This is a genomic window from Companilactobacillus mindensis DSM 14500, assembly GCF_001434275.1.
Taxonomy (GTDB): Bacteria; Bacillota; Bacilli; order Lactobacillales; family Lactobacillaceae; genus Companilactobacillus; species Companilactobacillus mindensis.
Genome location: NZ_AZEZ01000017.1, coordinates 1 through 16,146, shown reverse-complemented (window position 1 = coordinate 16,146; position 16,146 = coordinate 1). Strand labels below are relative to the sequence as shown.

The 16,146-nt window shown below is 39.2% G+C and carries 15 protein-coding genes; 11 read left to right on the top strand and 4 right to left on the bottom strand.

What is annotated here, in order from left to right:
- Positions 1-20 precede the first annotated feature (20 nt).
- Genes FD29_RS02555 through lpdD form a run of 3 tightly spaced genes read left to right on the top strand, consistent with a single transcriptional unit; the run spans position 21 to position 2,485 of the window.
- Entirely contained in the window at positions 21-1,493 is a 1,473-nt protein-coding gene (locus FD29_RS02555; protein WP_057887421.1) for a UbiD family decarboxylase, read from the top strand.
- 12 nt (positions 1,494-1,505) lie between these two features.
- Positions 1,506-2,078 carry a UbiX family flavin prenyltransferase gene (locus FD29_RS02550; RefSeq protein ID WP_057887420.1) on the top strand — a complete coding sequence of 191 codons (573 nt, stop codon included), beginning with the start codon at positions 1,506-1,508 and terminating at the stop codon, positions 2,076-2,078.
- Complete coding sequence (lpdD, locus tag FD29_RS02545) at positions 2,078-2,485, top strand: prenylated flavin chaperone LpdD (RefSeq protein ID WP_057887419.1); 408 nt, start codon at positions 2,078-2,080, stop codon at positions 2,483-2,485. Before FD29_RS02550 ends, lpdD begins: the two co-directional genes overlap by 1 nt.
- A gap of 72 nt (positions 2,486-2,557) precedes the next feature.
- Here the strand turns inward: lpdD and coaBC are convergent, their stop codons facing one another.
- Positions 2,558-3,748: a bifunctional phosphopantothenoylcysteine decarboxylase/phosphopantothenate--cysteine ligase CoaBC gene (gene coaBC, locus FD29_RS02540; RefSeq protein ID WP_057887418.1), complete on the bottom strand. Its 1,191-nt coding sequence runs from the start codon at positions 3,746-3,748 to the stop codon at positions 2,558-2,560.
- A gap of 76 nt (positions 3,749-3,824) precedes the next feature.
- Between coaBC and FD29_RS02535 the strand changes: the two genes are divergently transcribed.
- Positions 3,825-4,016 carry a hypothetical protein gene (locus FD29_RS02535; RefSeq protein WP_057887417.1) on the top strand — a complete coding sequence of 64 codons (192 nt, stop codon included), beginning with the start codon at positions 3,825-3,827 and terminating at the stop codon, positions 4,014-4,016.
- A gap of 97 nt (positions 4,017-4,113) precedes the next feature.
- Complete coding sequence (locus FD29_RS02530; protein ID WP_057887416.1) at positions 4,114-6,744, top strand: glycoside hydrolase family 3 protein; 2,631 nt, start codon at positions 4,114-4,116, stop codon at positions 6,742-6,744.
- Between the two features lie 271 nt (positions 6,745-7,015).
- Here the strand turns inward: FD29_RS02530 and FD29_RS02525 are convergent, their stop codons facing one another.
- Positions 7,016-7,564 carry an NADPH-dependent FMN reductase gene (locus FD29_RS02525; protein WP_057887415.1) on the bottom strand — a complete coding sequence of 183 codons (549 nt, stop codon included), beginning with the start codon at positions 7,562-7,564 and terminating at the stop codon, positions 7,016-7,018.
- Positions 7,565-7,881: 317 nt separating this feature from the next.
- On the opposite strand from FD29_RS02525, the gene FD29_RS02520 reads away from it, so the two are divergent.
- Positions 7,882-8,553 (top strand): RlpA-like double-psi beta-barrel domain-containing protein, encoded by a 672-nt coding sequence (locus tag FD29_RS02520; protein WP_057887414.1) that lies wholly within the window; start codon positions 7,882-7,884, stop codon positions 8,551-8,553.
- 147 nt (positions 8,554-8,700) lie between these two features.
- On the opposite strand, the gene FD29_RS02515 is transcribed toward FD29_RS02520, so the two are convergent.
- The gene (locus tag FD29_RS02515) at positions 8,701-9,252 is read right to left on the bottom strand and encodes a hypothetical protein (RefSeq protein ID WP_057887413.1); all 552 of its coding nucleotides are present in this window, start codon (positions 9,250-9,252) and stop codon (positions 8,701-8,703) included.
- A 208-nt stretch (positions 9,253-9,460) separates the two neighbouring features.
- Here FD29_RS02515 and FD29_RS02510 point away from each other — a divergent pair, with 208 nt between their 5' ends.
- Together FD29_RS02510 and FD29_RS02505 are read left to right on the top strand one after the other, a co-directional pair.
- Complete coding sequence (locus tag FD29_RS02510) at positions 9,461-10,738, top strand: L-serine ammonia-lyase, iron-sulfur-dependent, subunit alpha (RefSeq protein WP_057887412.1); 1,278 nt, start codon at positions 9,461-9,463, stop codon at positions 10,736-10,738.
- Between the two features lie 84 nt (positions 10,739-10,822).
- Positions 10,823-11,818 carry a zinc-binding alcohol dehydrogenase family protein gene (locus FD29_RS02505; RefSeq protein WP_057887411.1) on the top strand — a complete coding sequence of 332 codons (996 nt, stop codon included), beginning with the start codon at positions 10,823-10,825 and terminating at the stop codon, positions 11,816-11,818.
- A 252-nt stretch (positions 11,819-12,070) separates the two neighbouring features.
- Here the strand turns inward: FD29_RS02505 and FD29_RS02500 are convergent, their stop codons facing one another.
- A complete protein-coding gene (locus tag FD29_RS02500) occupies positions 12,071-12,847 on the bottom strand; it encodes a Cof-type HAD-IIB family hydrolase (RefSeq protein WP_057887410.1) in 777 nt (258 codons plus the stop codon).
- 90 nt (positions 12,848-12,937) lie between these two features.
- On the opposite strand from FD29_RS02500, the gene FD29_RS02495 reads away from it, so the two are divergent.
- From FD29_RS02495 to FD29_RS02485, 3 genes are all read left to right on the top strand, one after another.
- Positions 12,938-13,687 carry a response regulator transcription factor gene (locus FD29_RS02495; RefSeq protein WP_057887409.1) on the top strand — a complete coding sequence of 250 codons (750 nt, stop codon included), beginning with the start codon at positions 12,938-12,940 and terminating at the stop codon, positions 13,685-13,687.
- Positions 13,687-15,177, top strand: a complete 1,491-nt coding sequence (locus FD29_RS02490; protein ID WP_057887408.1) for a sensor histidine kinase — start codon at positions 13,687-13,689, stop codon at positions 15,175-15,177. The genes FD29_RS02495 and FD29_RS02490 overlap by 1 nt, the downstream gene beginning before the upstream one ends.
- A gap of 150 nt (positions 15,178-15,327) precedes the next feature.
- A complete protein-coding gene (locus FD29_RS02485; protein ID WP_057887407.1) occupies positions 15,328-15,951 on the top strand; it encodes a GyrI-like domain-containing protein in 624 nt (207 codons plus the stop codon).
- The last annotated feature ends 195 nt before the right edge of the window (positions 15,952-16,146 follow it).

Below are 16,146 nucleotides of genomic sequence, written 5' to 3'. Positions count from 1 at the left end.
AAGTAAGAGGAGGCAATTAGATGTCAAAACAACCATATGATTTAAGAAAAGTTATCGCCGAATTAAAAGAGATTTCCGGTCAATACCACGAAACTAATGTTGAAGTCGATCCCGATGCCGAACTTTCAGGTGTCTACCGCTACATTGGTGCTGGTGGAACAGTAAAACGGCCTACCCAAGAGGGACCTTCAATGATGTTCAACAATATCAAAGGTTTTCCTAATTCACGGGTTTATATTGGTTCGATGGCCAGTCGAAAACGAGTTGGTCAAATTTTGCATCACGACTATAAGACTCTAGGTCGTTTCCTGAAGGACTCAGTTGAACATCCAGTCGCTCCAGTAATGGTCAAAGATGGGAAAGCTCCTGTTCAAGAAGTAGTTTACAAAGCTACCGATAAAGATTTTGATATTAGAAAAATTATTCCTGCCGCTACCAACACGGAATATGACGCTGGTCCTTACATTACCGTAGGTTTGGTATTAGGTTCCAATCCAGATAAGACTATGTCAGACGTGACGATTCACCGCATGGTTTTGGAAGATAAAGATACGATTGGGATGTATATTATGCCCGGTGGCCGTCACATTGGTCATTTCCAAAAAGAGTTTGAGAAATTGAATCAACCAATGCCCATCACGATCAACGTCGGACTTGATCCAGCTATAACCATTGGGGCAACTTTTGAACCACCCACAACTCCACTAGGCTACGACGAATTGAATATTGCCGGGGCTTTGCGCCAACAAGCAGTTGAATTAGTCGATGCTAAAACAGTAGCTGAAAAGGGTATCGCCCGCGCTGAATATGTGATCGAAGCTGAAATTATGCCTAATCAGACGATGCAAGAAGATATCAATACTAACACTGGCAAAGCTATGCCAGAATTTCCCGGATATAATGGCGATGCTAATCCAGCAGTGAACGTTGTCAAAGTCAAAGCTATCACAACTCGAAAAGATCCCATTTTCCAAACGATGATTGGGCCTTCAGAAGAACACGTTTCAATGGCCGGGATTCCGACTGAAGCAAGTATTCTCGAATTAGTCGACAAAGCTATTCCTGGTAAAGTGGTCAACGTTTATAATCCTCCTGCAGGTGGCGGTAAGTTGATGACCATCATGCAGATCCACAAAGACGATGAAGCTGATGAAGGTATTCAAAGACAAGCAGCAATTTTAGCACTGTCAGCTTTTAAAGAATTGAAGACGGTCATTTTAGTTGATGATGATGTGGATATTTTTGATATGAATGACGTAATGTGGACTTTGAACACAAGATTCCAAGGTGATAAAGATATCATGGTGTTGCCAGGTATGAGAAATCATCCACTGGATCCATCCGAACGTCCTGAATACGATCCTAAGTCAATTCGAGTTCGGGGAATGAGTTCCAAAACAATCCTTGATGGAACCGTACCATTTGATATGAAAGCTACTTTTGAGCGTGCTAAATTTAAGGAAGTTCCTGATTGGCAAAAATATTTAGATTAAGGAAGTATTGAGATGTCACAAACGAGAAAAATTGTCATCGGTGTCACCGGCGCTTCAGGTACTATTTATGCGATCGATCTGATGAAAAAATTACAAGAAATAGCCAACGTGGAAACTCACGTAGTATTCAGTGCTTGGGCTAAGAAGAACTTGCAGCTAGAAACGAAGCTCTCATTGACTGATATCAAGGACTTAGCTGATTACTTTTATAGCGACAGCGATTTGGGGGCAACTATTGCCAGTGGTTCCTTTTTGACCGATGGAATGATAATCGTGCCAGCTAGCATGAAGACTGTGGCCAGTATCGCAGTAGGAATCGGTGACAATTTGATCTCGCGGGCCGCTGACGTGACGCTCAAGGAACAACGTAAATTGATCATGGTTCCACGCGAAACACCATTGAATACGATTCATTTGGAAAATATGACTAAATTGTCCCGAATGGGTGTCCAAATGATTCCGCCAATTCCAGCTTTTTACAACCAACCACAGACGATTCAAGATTTAGTCGATCATCAGACGATGAAAGAACTGGATGCTTTAGGTATCAAAAATGATATTGGCGGTCGTTGGGAGGGGATTTAATGAGATTTTCGATAACTGAAGAGAACTATACTATGACAGCTGATCTGAAAGTTATTGGCCAAGATCTGTTTATTGCAGTTACTGGTGGTGACAATCCTCATATCGGCACAGTCACTACTTTGACTAAAGATAGTGAATTGCAGACGGTCAGATTTCCTAGCCATGACGGTCGTCTTCACAAAGATGATGTTTTAGCGATTCGCATTGGTAAAATTATTCAAGCGGATTTGCCAGGTAGTTGTACGATCACTGCCGGAGTTCACGTTAATCACATTTCTAAGAAACAGATCATGGTTTCAGCTTTGATGGCTAAGCATTTGGGTGAACAGATCAAGGCTTGGTTGCATGAGACTGATTTTAAGGTTGAAAAACCGATTTATTATAGTAATCAGGAAAAACCATCATAAAAAAGATATTGTTAATAAAAAAAACAGAAATTCCTGTGAGGGGATTTCTGCTTTTTTGTCAGAATATATATTTTAAATTTTGTCGAGATAAAATTCCCAAAACTTCTTAGCCACTTCAGTTTTAGACATCAAAGGCCAAGTTTCTGGTTGCTGATTCTTTTGCAAGAGCGTGATCTGGTTAGTATCAACGTTAAAACCAGCACCGGCTTCAGCTACATTGTTAGCTAAAATCACATCAGCGTGTTTACTATTGAGTTTTTTTTCAGCATTCATCAAGAGATTCTGCGTTTCGGCCGCAAAGCCAACTACGAATTGAGTGGTTTTAGTAGCAGCAACAGTCTTTAAGATATCAGGGTTTTTAGTTAATTTGATAGTGAGTGTATCTTCGTCATCGGTCTTTTTGATTTTTTGGTCGGCAACATTGAGTGGTTTAAAGTCGGCTACGGCTGCGGCCATGATCAAGACGTCAGTAGTTGGAAAGAGTTGTTGCAACTGTGTCATCATTTCGGCCGCAGTTTGAACTTGAATGATCTTAATACCAGGGATATCGGTCGCAACAGTTGTGATCAAAGTTACTTCGGCACCGAGATCACGGGCGACTTTAGCCATTGCAAAGCCCATTTTTCCAGATGAACGGTTGCCAATATAGCGCACTGGATCAATAGCCTCTTTCGTACCACCAGCAGTGATGAGGATCTTTTTATGTAGCTTAGGAGTGGTGAAATTATTTTCAATGGCCGCCATGATTTGGGGCAATTCGGGTAAGCGACCTTTGCCAGTCATACCTTCAGCTAAAAAACCAGTAGCGGGTTCAACAACTTTGATATCCATGGATTGGAGTTTTTGCAGATTATTTTGAACGGATGGGTTGTCATACATATCAGTATTCATGGCCGGAAAAACCAATTTAGGTGCTTTGGTTGCCAACAATGAAGTGGAGACAATGTCGTTTGCCAAACCATTAGCTATTTTACCAATAATGTTGGCGGTAGCAGGGACAACGACTGCTAGATCCGTCCACAAAGCTAATTTGATGTGGGGAATAAAGTCGTCGTTTTTTGTCTGCGGCGTGAAGTTGTCGGTGATCACAGGGCGTTGACTCAAAGTCGCAAACGTTAAAGGAGTTACGAATTCTTGGGCTGATTTGGTCATGATAACTTGTACCAAAGTCTCTTGTTTGATCAATCCTCTGACGACATTTAGAGCTTTATAGGCAGCGATGCCACCAGTGACGTAAAGAGCAATATGTTTATCCTTGAGCATTTTTTCACCTCAAAAAAATTTTCTTACTATAATTATACCTGTTTTTAATATGATATGATTTTTGTAGGAGGCAGCTATGAATATTTTTACAACTGACATAATTTTATTTTTATTGTTGATCTCAATTTTGAACGATCCACTTTTAAAAATGTTCCAAAATTTGAATTTGGACTTCATTACCAGTGAGATTTTGATTGGCTTGATCTTGATATTGATCCTGTGGTTGATTCATAAATTGGTTTTACGAAAATATATTTTCAAAAAATAAGTGTTTGTTAACAATCTATAACCGTTACAAGCGCTTTTTTGGTGTACAAAAGTGTAAAATTAAGGTAATTAGATTTCCACCAAAGGAGAGATATTAGATGGAAAACGTTATATCCCAACGAGAACTTGAAAATAAAGAGTTAGCTAAAACGGCCGCCGAAGAAGCGATTGTTTTACTTCAAAATAAAAATAATACTTTACCATTGAGAAACAAGACGGTTGCTTTGTATGGTCACGGAGCTTTTGCGACTGTAAAGGGTGGCTCTGGTTCTGGCGATGTTAATCAACGCAATATGGTCAACATTTTGACAGGCTTGGAGGATCAAAAATTCGACATTGTTTCCAAACCTTGGTTGGCTAGATTGCAACGTTATTATCAAAAAGAAAAAAATATTTATACTGACAAATTAAAAGATGACCCCATGAGTCTTTTGGCACCGGCATTCAGTTTCAAAGATCCTGAAATTGGTGAATTTGACGAGGCTAATACTGGTATTTATGTAGTTTCTAGAACATCAGGTGAGAATTACGACCGTCGTAATCACAAGGGCGATTATAAGTTGACGGATAATGAATTATCCAACATCAAACGTTTGAGTGAATATTATACGAACAGCATTTTGTTATTGAATGTTGGTGGCGTGATGGATATGAGTTTTATCGATGAGTGTCCAATGCTTGACAGTATCGTGTTAGTTTCCCAATTAGGTATGACTACTGGGGATGCGATTGCCGAGATACTTGATGGTGTCAAAACGCCTTCGGGAAAGCTTTCTGATACTTGGGCTGATGAATATGAGAATTATCCAACTTCAGAAAATTTTGGCATGTCAAACCCTGAATATATCGAAGGAAATTATGTTGGTTATCGTTATTTTGACAGTTTCAATGTTAAGCCGCGGTATGAATTTGGTTTTGGTTTGAGTTATGCCAAATTCTTTATCAAGACGCAAAAAGTCAATGTTAATGAAAAACGAATTCGTCTCCAAGCAGAAGTTGAAAATACCAGTGAACATTTTTCCGGTCAAGAAACAGTGCAAGTGTACGTTTCTAAACCACAGACTGATATCCCTACGCCTTATCAAGATTTAGTGGCTTACAACAAGACGTCCAATCTCCGCCCCAAAGCTCGTCAAACAGTGACATTTGATATTGATATCGCTGATTTGAAAGTTTTTGATACTGAAATCAGTTCTTACGTGTTGGTCCCTGGCACTTATCTTGTTCGAATGGGCAATAGTTCCCGTCAAACCGAAGTCGTGGCTAGTTTTAAACTGGACGAAAAAGTAGTTCTCGAGAAGGTCAACGATTTGTTGGAACCTAGAATCGATCCAACCACGCTTACTAAGAATCAAGTGCATTTGAAACAAGTCAGTGGCGTGCCTTTCTTCATTCTCAAGGCAGCTAATTTCCCTGAAACGAAGTTCATTCAATATCAAGAAGAATCTGATGTGACAACTTTTGTGGACAAGCAGGAGAACTTACCTGGCAAAGGGTACGATGAAGTGATCGAAGATGTGCGTAACGCTACCGGTAAAACATTAAATGACGTTTACGATGGCGATGTTGAGTTGGCTGAATTTGTAGCTAGTCTTTCGGAACAACAATTAGTCAATCTAGTGGAAGGCCAAATGTCAGAAAAGCATAACGGCATAGTTGGCATTTCATCAGACTTAGTCCCTGGAGCAGCCGGTCAGACTGGTACGATCAAGTCTCGACGTGTTCCTAGTGTCGTTATGGCTGATGGACCAGCTGGTGTCAGAGTAGAACCAGTATTCGAAAGAAAAGGTCAAAAGATTTATCATTATGCGACAGCTTGGCCTATTGGCACGGCTTTGGCTCAAACTTGGAATAAAGATTTGATAGAAAAAGTTGGTTTTGCAATCGGGACGGAGATGAAAGAATTCGGAGTTGACCTCTGGCTAGCTCCCGGAATGAATATTCATCGTGATCCACTCGGTGGCAGAAACTTCGAATATTTCTCTGAAGATCCTTATCTTTCAGGAACTATGGCCGCATTTGAAACCAAGGGTGTCCAAGCACATCCTAAATTAGGCGTTACCTTGAAGCATTTCTTGGGCAATAATCAAGAAAGCCATCGTAATTATGGGAACAGTGTTATCGGCGAACAAGCTTTACGAGAAATTTACTTGCGTAATTTTGGAATAGCGATTAAGTTCGGTCGACCAGTAGCAATAATGTCAGCGTATAATCGGGTCAACGGTATTTTCTCAGGAGCTAACTTCGCAACCTTGACTAACATCTTGCGCGATGAATGGCATTTCAAGGGCATCGTTATGACAGATTGGTTCAGTTCAGCTGACCCTAAAAAGAGCATGCATGCTGGAAACGATTTGATTATGCCGGGAGATTCGAAGTCGGAGTTAATGAGTGCCATTACTGACTTTGGCCCCGAATTCGATGAACAAGGCAATATCAAAGTAAAACGCAGCTATGATATGTTGAAGAAAGAATTTACGACGAAAGAGTTGTGGAATGACTTCACGATTGATCCTGACGGCGATGTGATCGTCAAATTACGGATCGATGCCGAATCGCACTTCAATGACCAAGTTAAAGACTGGATCTACAATGGTGCAGGTCAAATCGTTGACAAAGAACACATTCTTTTAAGCGGTAAGTGGAAACAAAATAACGACTTGTACTTGGGAGATTTGCAAAAATCAGCTATCAACATTTTGCGAGTAATATTAAAGTTGAAATATTAGAGAGCGGAACAAGCCGATTAGGTTCCGAGTAATTACTTAGGTCGGGAAATTAGCTGCCTGGTTTTGGCAGATGATTTTCAGGAGGTAGCAATGCACAGGAATCTAGCTTGTGTAGCTCGTTTTAGATGGAAAATCAAACAAAATATAGCTTTTGAGCATTAACAAAAAATCCCCTCTGATTCTAATTACTGAATCAGAGAGGATTTTACGTTAAGAAGATTTAAGTATAATTGTGTTACGGTTCTTTTCATTAATATAGTAAAAACTGATTTTAGTATCTGTTTAGAAGGTCAACGTAAGCATCGACGATACTTTGTAAGAAGCCAACAGTACCTTCAGCAACGTTGCCATTGTCATCAAGAATCTTTGTAACATTACCGATGTAAGCTTCTGGTTGTTGAAGTACAGGCATGTTCAAGAATACTAATGATTGACGAAGGGCGTGGTTAGCACCGAAACCACTAATAGCACCAGGTGATACAGAAACAACAGCGGCTGGCTTCATGTCCCAAGCACTTTGACCGTATGGACGTGAACCAACATCAATAGCATTCTTCAAACCACCGGGAATTGAACGGTTATATTCAGGTGTTACGAACAATACACCATCAGCTGACTTGATTTGGTCTCTAAAAGTAGTGTATTCAGCGGGAACTGATTCTGGTGTATCGATGTCCTCGTTATAAAGTGGCAAGTTGCCGATTTCGACAAATTCTGTTTCATAGTCGCTAGGGAACAACTTAGCTAAATTCTTAGCAATTTGTTTTGAAAATGATCCTTTGCGTAAACTTCCTACAACAATAGCAATTTTTTTTGACATTAAAAATTCCTCCATCTCATTCGATATTTCTAAATTATCACAAATAAATTTTTCTCACAAATATTTGTTCTCGCAAACAAATATTTTTTTGAAGAAGGTAGAAAACGATTGCAAAAATATCGTGTGAATATTCACAATGTCACTGAAATGTATCAAAAAGTTAAATATAACGTAATATATTTGAAATATTTGACCCTTGTTACGATATTGTTACAAAAAAATGCTTCAACTGGATTTTCTTATTGTTCCTGTAATATGTCTGTTACATTTGTCTTGTATAGTGACTTCTGGTAAACATAAAGCCGGGGAGAGATTAGTTGCTAAAGCAAATTAGATTAGATGCATTACTTATTATCAGTTTGATCGTTACAGGGGGAATGGGATATACAGTTGCCTATGCCGCAGATTCATCGACAAGCCAAGTAAGTAATACAACAGATTTTCAAAAGACATTAACGAATTTGGAAAACAAACAAAGCGTAAATGTTGAAGCTACAACACTAAATAAAAAGATTTCGTTATCAGACAATAAAGAGTTTATGCCTGGTATCAAGAATAGTGAAAAGGATCCAAACATGGGGGATGTCAACGCGATGCAAGATAACACCGTCGTCGACCACGCACCCGTCCAAAATTCACAACCAGCACAAATCGAGGCATCACAACAAGCTATTACACAGTCGGCTGCAGAGCCACCAGTAGAAATGCAATCAACAGGTAAAAATGTTGGTACATTCAAAATTAGTTTTTATGATCCAGCTGTTCTTGGATCAGATATGGGTTATTCAGGAGTTGCCACAAATTTGAGCGTTATCCCACGTTGGTCACGTTTGAAGATTACTACAGCTCAAGGTGATGTTTATTATCGGACCGTTAATGATACCGGAACATTCGCCTATGACAATCCATACCAAATCGATATGGCCATGCCAAATAGTATGATTCCTTCATACGGAATTACTAGCGCCACCGTTGAGATTTTAGGTTAGAGAGTTACCAGACTTGTGGAATTCGTTTGAAAAAGCAAGCTATGGTCAACTTGCAAATATTAATAAAAATACCCTCTGATTCTTACGAAGAATCGGAGGGTATTTTTTAGTTTGGCATAATGAAAAATATAGTTATGCCACAATTTTTTAGAAACAATCTTTAGAAACGCGTTCTACGGCAAAGTTTGACAAGCTGTAAATGGCATCAAACAAACCACTGCCGAGTTCAGAAAATTTTTGTTGGCGACTTTTTTTATTGTTAGGTATTTTAGCCAAAATAGGAAGGAAGTCTTTGAGATCATTATCTGACAAAAAATGATTGGCTGGCATATGTGAAGTTAAGGCAACTGTGAAGGAAAACTTGGGATGCAACTGACGGAGATTGAATAACTCCCTTGCATCTTTTTTGTAATCCAATTCAGGATTTTGCCGTAATTGAAAACGCAAGTAATTGTCGTAAACATCGCCATGATGCAATAGCCAGATCAAGAAATCTTGTGAAGTGACGTATTTGAGATCCATATTGACTTGGGCATAGTTATTGACGACATCCAAAACGTGGTTCCATTCCATCCAAGTCAAAAAGGATTGATAATAATGTTCGATATCCTCATTTTTACCATTGCCAATGTGTGACAGACCTGAAAAATCATTGATTCGGGTCATGATTTTATTTTGATTGAATTCTTTAACATTCATTAATTAACTCCATGTGAAACTGCAATATTATAATTATATCAATTGCCAAATTATTTGGTATGGTTATTTCAATAAAAATTTTTAAAAGATATTAGGAATCCGCTTTCATTGAATGACTCGAAATTTACTATTATAAGTATTTGATGATTGATATAATGAAACTGCTTACAATTACTATTTTGCTAAATTAGAGAATTTTGAGGTCAGGATTATGCAAATTGAGGATACCAACAAATTTATTGAAGTCTTACACGATGGAGTAGTTCCGGCAACCGGCTGTACTGAACCAATTGCTGTGGCGTTGGGAGCTGCTAATTGTATGAAGTATTTATCGACCAAAAGAATCGATCAAATTACTGCCAATGTTTCCTTAAATATTTTGAAAAATGCGACTGCCGTAATGGTCCCAGGGACAGGGGAAGCCGGTCTGAAAGTGGCCGCTGCAACAGGAGCTCTGATTGGCGATCCGAATGCTGGACTCAAAGTTATTGCGGGAATAAAAGCAGGAGATGTTTCAGATATCTTAAAATTGGCTCATTCCGATAAGGTCGAAATCAATTTAGCCCAAGTTCCTGACGACTTATATGTCGATGTAGAGGTCAAAAGCGGTGCAGATCACGTCAAAGTCTGGATTGCCGGAAATCATACTAATATTTTTAAAATCACAAAAAATGACGTAACTATCTTTGAAAAAAATCGTCCCGAAGCACATGCGAAATCGCCACTGAAAGATTTTCTACAGACGAAATCACTACTGGAAGTTTGGCAATTTGCCACTAATGTTTCCTTAAAAGAAATTGAATTCATGCAACAGGCTAAAACTTTGAATTTAGCTTTGGCACAAGCAGGGTTGACTGAAACGTATGGAATTCGTTTGGGACAATCTTTATACAGAGGTTCAAAAGATTTGGATAATCAAATTTTGGCCTATACGGCTGCGGCATCAGATGCACGAATGGGTGGAGCAACTTTAGCGGCAATGTCAAATTCTGGTTCTGGCAACCAAGGCATCACTGCCACAGTACCGGTTTGCGTTACGGCTAAAGCGTTGCAAGTCAGCGATGAACAATTGACTAGAGCGTTGACCTTGTCTAATTTGACGGCTCTTTATATTCATGCCTTTTTACCAGTGCTGTCAGCTTTTTGTGCAACCGATTCAGCAGCGATGGGGGCAGCAGTTGGTATCGTTTATCTCAAAACAAATGATTATCAAATCGCTATGAAGGCCGTCAACAATATGGCTGGAGACGCTGCCGGAATGGTGTGCGATGGAGCCGGCTGTTCTTGTGCCATGAAAGTTGCGACTTCAGTTTCGTCAATGTTGAGGTCAGTGAATTTGGCTTTGCAAGGAATAGTCATTCCAGCTAGCAACGGATTAGTCTGCACCGATGTGGACCAGACGATTCGTGATATCGGCAGATTAGGGAGTGAAGGTTTGAAGGGAACTGATCCAGTCGTTTTAGATATTATGTTGAACAAAAAATAAATATATTCATGAGTGGCTAAAAATTTTATCAAGAACTTTTTTGTTGTACTATGAAAAAGAAGTATTAAAAAGAAGGTTAAATAAATGAAGGCATTTGGAGTAACTGATAATAAATTTACAAGTTTCGTTGAATTCGATAAGTCAAAGGAAACAGCCACAGGTCGTGATTTGTTGGTTAAAATCGAAGGGGTCTCCATCAATCCGGTCGATATTGCAACGCGCAAGAATATCGCAGGTGAATTACAGACGCCAAAGATTTTGGGATATGACGGCTATGGAATAGTTGAAGAAATTGGTTCAGCAGTCAAAAACTTTCAAGTCGGCGACAAGGTCTTTTTTGCTGGCGATTATACGCGTGAGGGTTCTTATCAAGAGTATGAGTTGATCGATGAACGGATCGTCGCCCATGCACCTGAAAAGACTTCGATTGAAAAAAGCGTTGCGATGCCATTAGTAACCTTGACTGCTAGTGAATTATTATATGAAAAGTTACATATTGATCCAGCAGCTGATAATCACGAAAGGACTATTTTGATTATCAATGGAGCCGGTGGAGTTGGTTCGATTGCAATTCAGTTGGCCCATTTAGCTGGTTTGAGAGTGATTGCCACAGCCTCAAGTGATGAGAAGGTAAAGTGGGTCAAAGACCTTGGAGCTGATTTAGTAGTCAATCATCACCATGACCTAATCAAACAAGTTCATGACTTAGGGATTACCAATGTTGATGATATTATCGGGTTAAGCGACAATGATCCGCACTGGCAAGAGATCGTCGAATTGATCAAACCATTTGGAACGTTCGCAACTATTACTAACCTACGTGAGTCATCGATCATGGATCTGAAACAGAAGTCCGTTAATTTTGCTTGGGAGTGGATGTTTACCAAAGCTAAGTTCAATTTGGACTCAATGTCGACTCAAGGAGCTTACCTGGAAAAATTAGCTGCTGGTTTGGATCAAGGAACGATTAAATCGACCGTTACTAAAGTGTTCAATGGATTTAATTTGGAGAACATTAAAAAGGCTACAGAGTTAGTTGAAGGTGGCCACATGATGGGCAAGGTTGTCGTAAAAGCCTAAAAAATGTATAAGAGCTGAACAAAGTACGGTCAGCTTTCGAAAATTAACAAAAAAAGGTCGTCTCTGATTCGAAATACTGAATCAGAGACGACCTTTTATTAAACGGTTTGTTTTGCTCTTTATCTGAAACGAGCTACCCAAACCAGATTCCTGCGTTTTGCTACATCTCCCAAATCACTCGCAAAATCGGCGAGCAATTAGTGAGATTAGGCAAATACTCAAAAGTTACTCAGTTTGTTTCGCTCTCTATATTTAAATTAAATTATAATGTTTCAAACCATTAACGATACCACCGTTGACGTTTTCCGTGGTAACATAAGTTGCAGCGTCTTTAACTGTATCTAGACCATTGCCCATAGCGATTCCATAATCGACCATTTTGATCATGGCTAGATCATTGTTGCCATCGCCAAAAGCATAAGTTGGTTTGTCAGCTAGATCCAAACTCTTGAGTAGGTGTTTGATACCACTCATTTTAGAAACGCCGTCATTGACAGCATCGATTGAATAAGGACCAGTTTTGTAAAATTTGAGTTTAGAGAATTTATCTTGATAACGTTTGGCATCGCCTTTAGAAACGACGATTATCATTGGTACATCATTTTTTTGATAGAAGTCAGGGTCGACTGGTGGAGTTTCGAGATGAACAGCCTGATAAAATTCTTCAGTGAGAGGATTTGAAGTATTTAAAAACGTATCCTGTGCAGCGTGCATACTGATAGCTTCGTCGAATTCGGTTGCTTGATCAATAACTTGAGAAATCAGTTCGGGAGCGATGTTACTTTGGTAGATAACTTTTTCTTGTGATTGGACAAATGCACCATTTAAAGTAATATAGGTATCGATACCAGTAGTTTCAGTAGCTGCATCGATTTCGGACATAGCACGGCCAGTACTGATAACTGGTAAATAATTGTTTTCTTTGAGTTTATGAACGGCTTGTGCGACTGAATCATCGACTTGGGAATGGCTATTTAAAAGCGTTCCGTCAAGATCAAAGAAGACAGTTCCGCGATAATTTTTTTGCAAAAGATCACCAACTTAATATTATTTTGTATACTTATAATATAGTAACAATTGTATTGGTTGAGTCAAACCTTAAATATGGAGTGATAATTTATGAAAATTTTGATGATAGAAGATAACAAATCCGTATCAGAAATGATGGGGATGTTCTTCCAAAAAGAAAAGTGGGAAGCTGATTTTGCCTACGATGGCAACGAAGCGGTCGACATGTTCAATGCCAGTCCTGACAAGTGGGATATGATCACCTTGGATCTTAATCTACCTGGTAAAGATGGGATGGAAGTAGCCAAAGAGATTCGCAAAGTTTCTAAAACTGTACCCATTATCATGTTGACAGCTCGTGACACGGAAAGTGATCAAGTTCTAGGCTTGGAATTTGGAGCCGACGATTACGTTACTAAACCTTTCAGTCCGATTACGTTGATTGCCAGAATGAAAGCTATTCACAGACGTGATGAAAACTTGGCTGAAAAGTTAGCTGAAAACACTTCGGTCAACGCTGAAGTTGAGGAAGCCGACGATGGTTTCGATATCAATACTGGTTTCTTCAAGTTGAACTCCAACACGCGCGAAGCTTACCTTGATGGCAAAGAAATCCCTGATTTAACGCCTAAGGAATTCGACTTGTTGAAGACTTTAGCAAGTAAACCTAAACAAGTTTTCTCACGTGAACAATTACTAGAGCAAGTTTGGGATTACGATTACTTTGGTGAAGAAAGAACCGTTGATGCGCACATCAAAAAATTGCGTCAAAAGATCGAAAAGGTTGGTCCACAAGTGATCGAAACAGTTTGGGGCGTCGGCTATAAGTTTGATGATACCGGAGCTAAGAAGAAAGCCTAATGAAATTAATCTATCAAAATATGCTGAGTTTTTTGATCGTTATCTTAACGACTCTCGGGATTATTTTGTATTCTGTAACCAGCGCCTCAACTAGTTGGGAATATAATCGTACGTATAAAAATCTTGAAAGTTATGCAGGCAATTTGGAAAAGATTGCTTTGAAGACCGATCCGAAAACCGGCCAGATCCATAATATTACCGGTGACAATATTCGTACCGTCGAACAAGTGCTTTCTGAAAGAAACGTTCAGTTTGCAATTTTTGATTACAATAACAATCAAGTCTATCCAACTGCACCGGCAAATGTGAAGTTGCACTTGAAGGAATCTTATTGGAAGAAATTAAAGCAAGGCAAGACAATTCGCAATATTCAAAAACCTCAAAATACTGAAGGAAATCCAAGACTACGTAAAGATGATAATCGAAGTTACGTTTATGTTCTGACGCCGTGGTTCCAAAATGGTAAATTGATTGCGGCTGTTTGGGCTGGGTCTGATGTGTCGGAATTACAGACGAATATCGGTGAGATCAATAGTCGACTTTACTTTGCACTGCTGATCTCTCTATTAGCAGCGATTATTTTGAGTTTCTTATTGTCGAGATATCAAGTCAACCGGATCAATCGACTTCGTGGTGCGACTAAGAAGGTTGCCAACAATGATTTCTCCGTTCACATCGAAAGCAAAGGTCGAGATGAATTGGACGATCTAGCGGATGACTTTAATCAAATGGTTAAATCATTGGAAGCTTCAGATACCGAAATTAAGCGTCAAGAACAACGCCGTAAGGAATTTATGGCCGATGCCTCTCATGAGATGAGAACGCCACTGACGACGATCAATGGGCTTTTGGAAGGGTTGGTCTATGATGCCATTCCCGAAGAGTCCAAGGGTCAAAGTATTCAACTGATGCGAAACGAAACTAAGCGTCTGATCCGTTTGGTCAATGAAAACCTTGATTATGAAAAGATCAGAACTAATCAGATCACTATGGCTAAACGTGTCTTTGATGCGAATAAGCCATTGCAAGATATTACTTCACAGTTGGAGAAGAAGGCCAAAACGTCTGGAGACGAATTGATTCTCAAGCCATTTGATGGCGAACTGAAGACTTATGCTGACTACGATCGGTTCGTGCAAGTGATGTTCAATATTATGCAAAATGCCATTCAATTTACCAACGATGGCAAGATCTTTATTAGTGGTACCCGTGATGAAGAACGTCACGCTTCAGTCTTTACCGTGTCTGACACTGGGATCGGAATGTCTGAGGACCAAGTTAAGAATATTTGGGACCGTTATTACAAAGCTGATCCATCACGGAAGAACCGCAAATATGGTGAATCCGGATTGGGACTTTCGATCGTTCATCAATTGGTGGAAAACCACGGTGGTGAAATTGAAGTTAAGAGTAAGTTGAATGAAGGTACCACCTTTATCGTGACCCTCTTTGACGAAGGCTTTGAACACAAGACTGATGAAAAAGAATAATTTATTGGCTACAACATAAATAAGTAATAAAACATAGCTTTTTCCACTTAACAAAAACTGACCTCTGATTCTAAAATTCTGAATCGGAGGTCAGTTTACGTTAAGGTTCGAAAATTGACTATGCTTTGTCTAATCCCTGGAGGTAAAAGGATGAAATACGAATGGCGTAAACAGGAAAAAGAGCTTTATACGACTAAAAAGCAACCAATGATTGTCAATGTACCAGCGCAGAAGTTTATTTCAATGCACGGGGTTGGCAATCCCAATGGCCCAGAATTTAGTCAAAAAATTCAGACGCTTTATCCAGCGGCATATGGCATCAAGGCAGCCTATAAAAAATATGCGGTGGATAAAAACTTAGAATATGACGATTACGTAGTTTTTCCCTTGGAAGGAGTTTGGTCTTTGACAGAAAAGGGCCAACAAATGGATCATTTGGATAAAAATGAATTCAGTTACGATATCATGATCAGAGTACCTGACTTTGTTCCAGCAGCCTTGATTCAACCTACTTTGGATACAGTCAGAGATAAGAAAGATTTACCAGCTATCAATGAGATCGAAATCAAAGAATTTCCAGAAATGGAAGTTGGTCAAATTTTGCATCTTGGTAAATATGACGATGAACCGGCTAGTTTCCAAAAAATTGACGAGTTAGTCTCTGAACAAGAAAAACGGCGTATTTCAAAGATCCATCGTGAGATTTATTTATCCGATGCCAGACGAGTCGCTCCTGAGAAGCTAAAGACTATTTTGAGATATAAAATTAAATAAGTTATTAAAATGTTTCAATTCGAACTTTCAGTTTTTTCTGAAGTGTGATTACATTCTAATTATTTAGACACACTAATAGGCCATCCAAAAGAAAAATGGATGGCCTATTTTAGGTTTAGGCAATTGCTCAGAATCTGGTCGAGCTTGTTTCACTCTCTTCCTACGATTAGTCAAGTGGATATATAGAAAATGAGA

Coding starts and splice junctions, on each gene's coding strand:
- FD29_RS02555 (WP_057887421.1), top strand. CDS start 21: ATGTCAAAACAACCATATGATTTAAGAAAAGTTATCGCCGAATTAAAA.
- FD29_RS02550 (WP_057887420.1), top strand. CDS start 1,506: ATGTCACAAACGAGAAAAATTGTCATCGGTGTCACCGGCGCTTCAGGT.
- lpdD (WP_057887419.1), top strand. CDS start 2,078: ATGAGATTTTCGATAACTGAAGAGAACTATACTATGACAGCTGATCTG.
- coaBC (WP_057887418.1), bottom strand. CDS start 3,748: ATGCTCAAGGATAAACATATTGCTCTTTACGTCACTGGTGGCATCGCT.
- FD29_RS02535 (WP_057887417.1), top strand. CDS start 3,825: ATGAATATTTTTACAACTGACATAATTTTATTTTTATTGTTGATCTCA.
- FD29_RS02530 (WP_057887416.1), top strand. CDS start 4,114: ATGGAAAACGTTATATCCCAACGAGAACTTGAAAATAAAGAGTTAGCT.
- FD29_RS02525 (WP_057887415.1), bottom strand. CDS start 7,564: ATGTCAAAAAAAATTGCTATTGTTGTAGGAAGTTTACGCAAAGGATCA.
- FD29_RS02515 (WP_057887413.1), bottom strand. CDS start 9,252: ATGAATGTTAAAGAATTCAATCAAAATAAAATCATGACCCGAATCAAT.
- FD29_RS02505 (WP_057887411.1), top strand. CDS start 10,823: ATGAAGGCATTTGGAGTAACTGATAATAAATTTACAAGTTTCGTTGAA.
- FD29_RS02495 (WP_057887409.1), top strand. CDS start 12,938: ATGAAAATTTTGATGATAGAAGATAACAAATCCGTATCAGAAATGATG.
- FD29_RS02490 (WP_057887408.1), top strand. CDS start 13,687: ATGAAATTAATCTATCAAAATATGCTGAGTTTTTTGATCGTTATCTTA.
- FD29_RS02485 (WP_057887407.1), top strand. CDS start 15,328: ATGAAATACGAATGGCGTAAACAGGAAAAAGAGCTTTATACGACTAAA.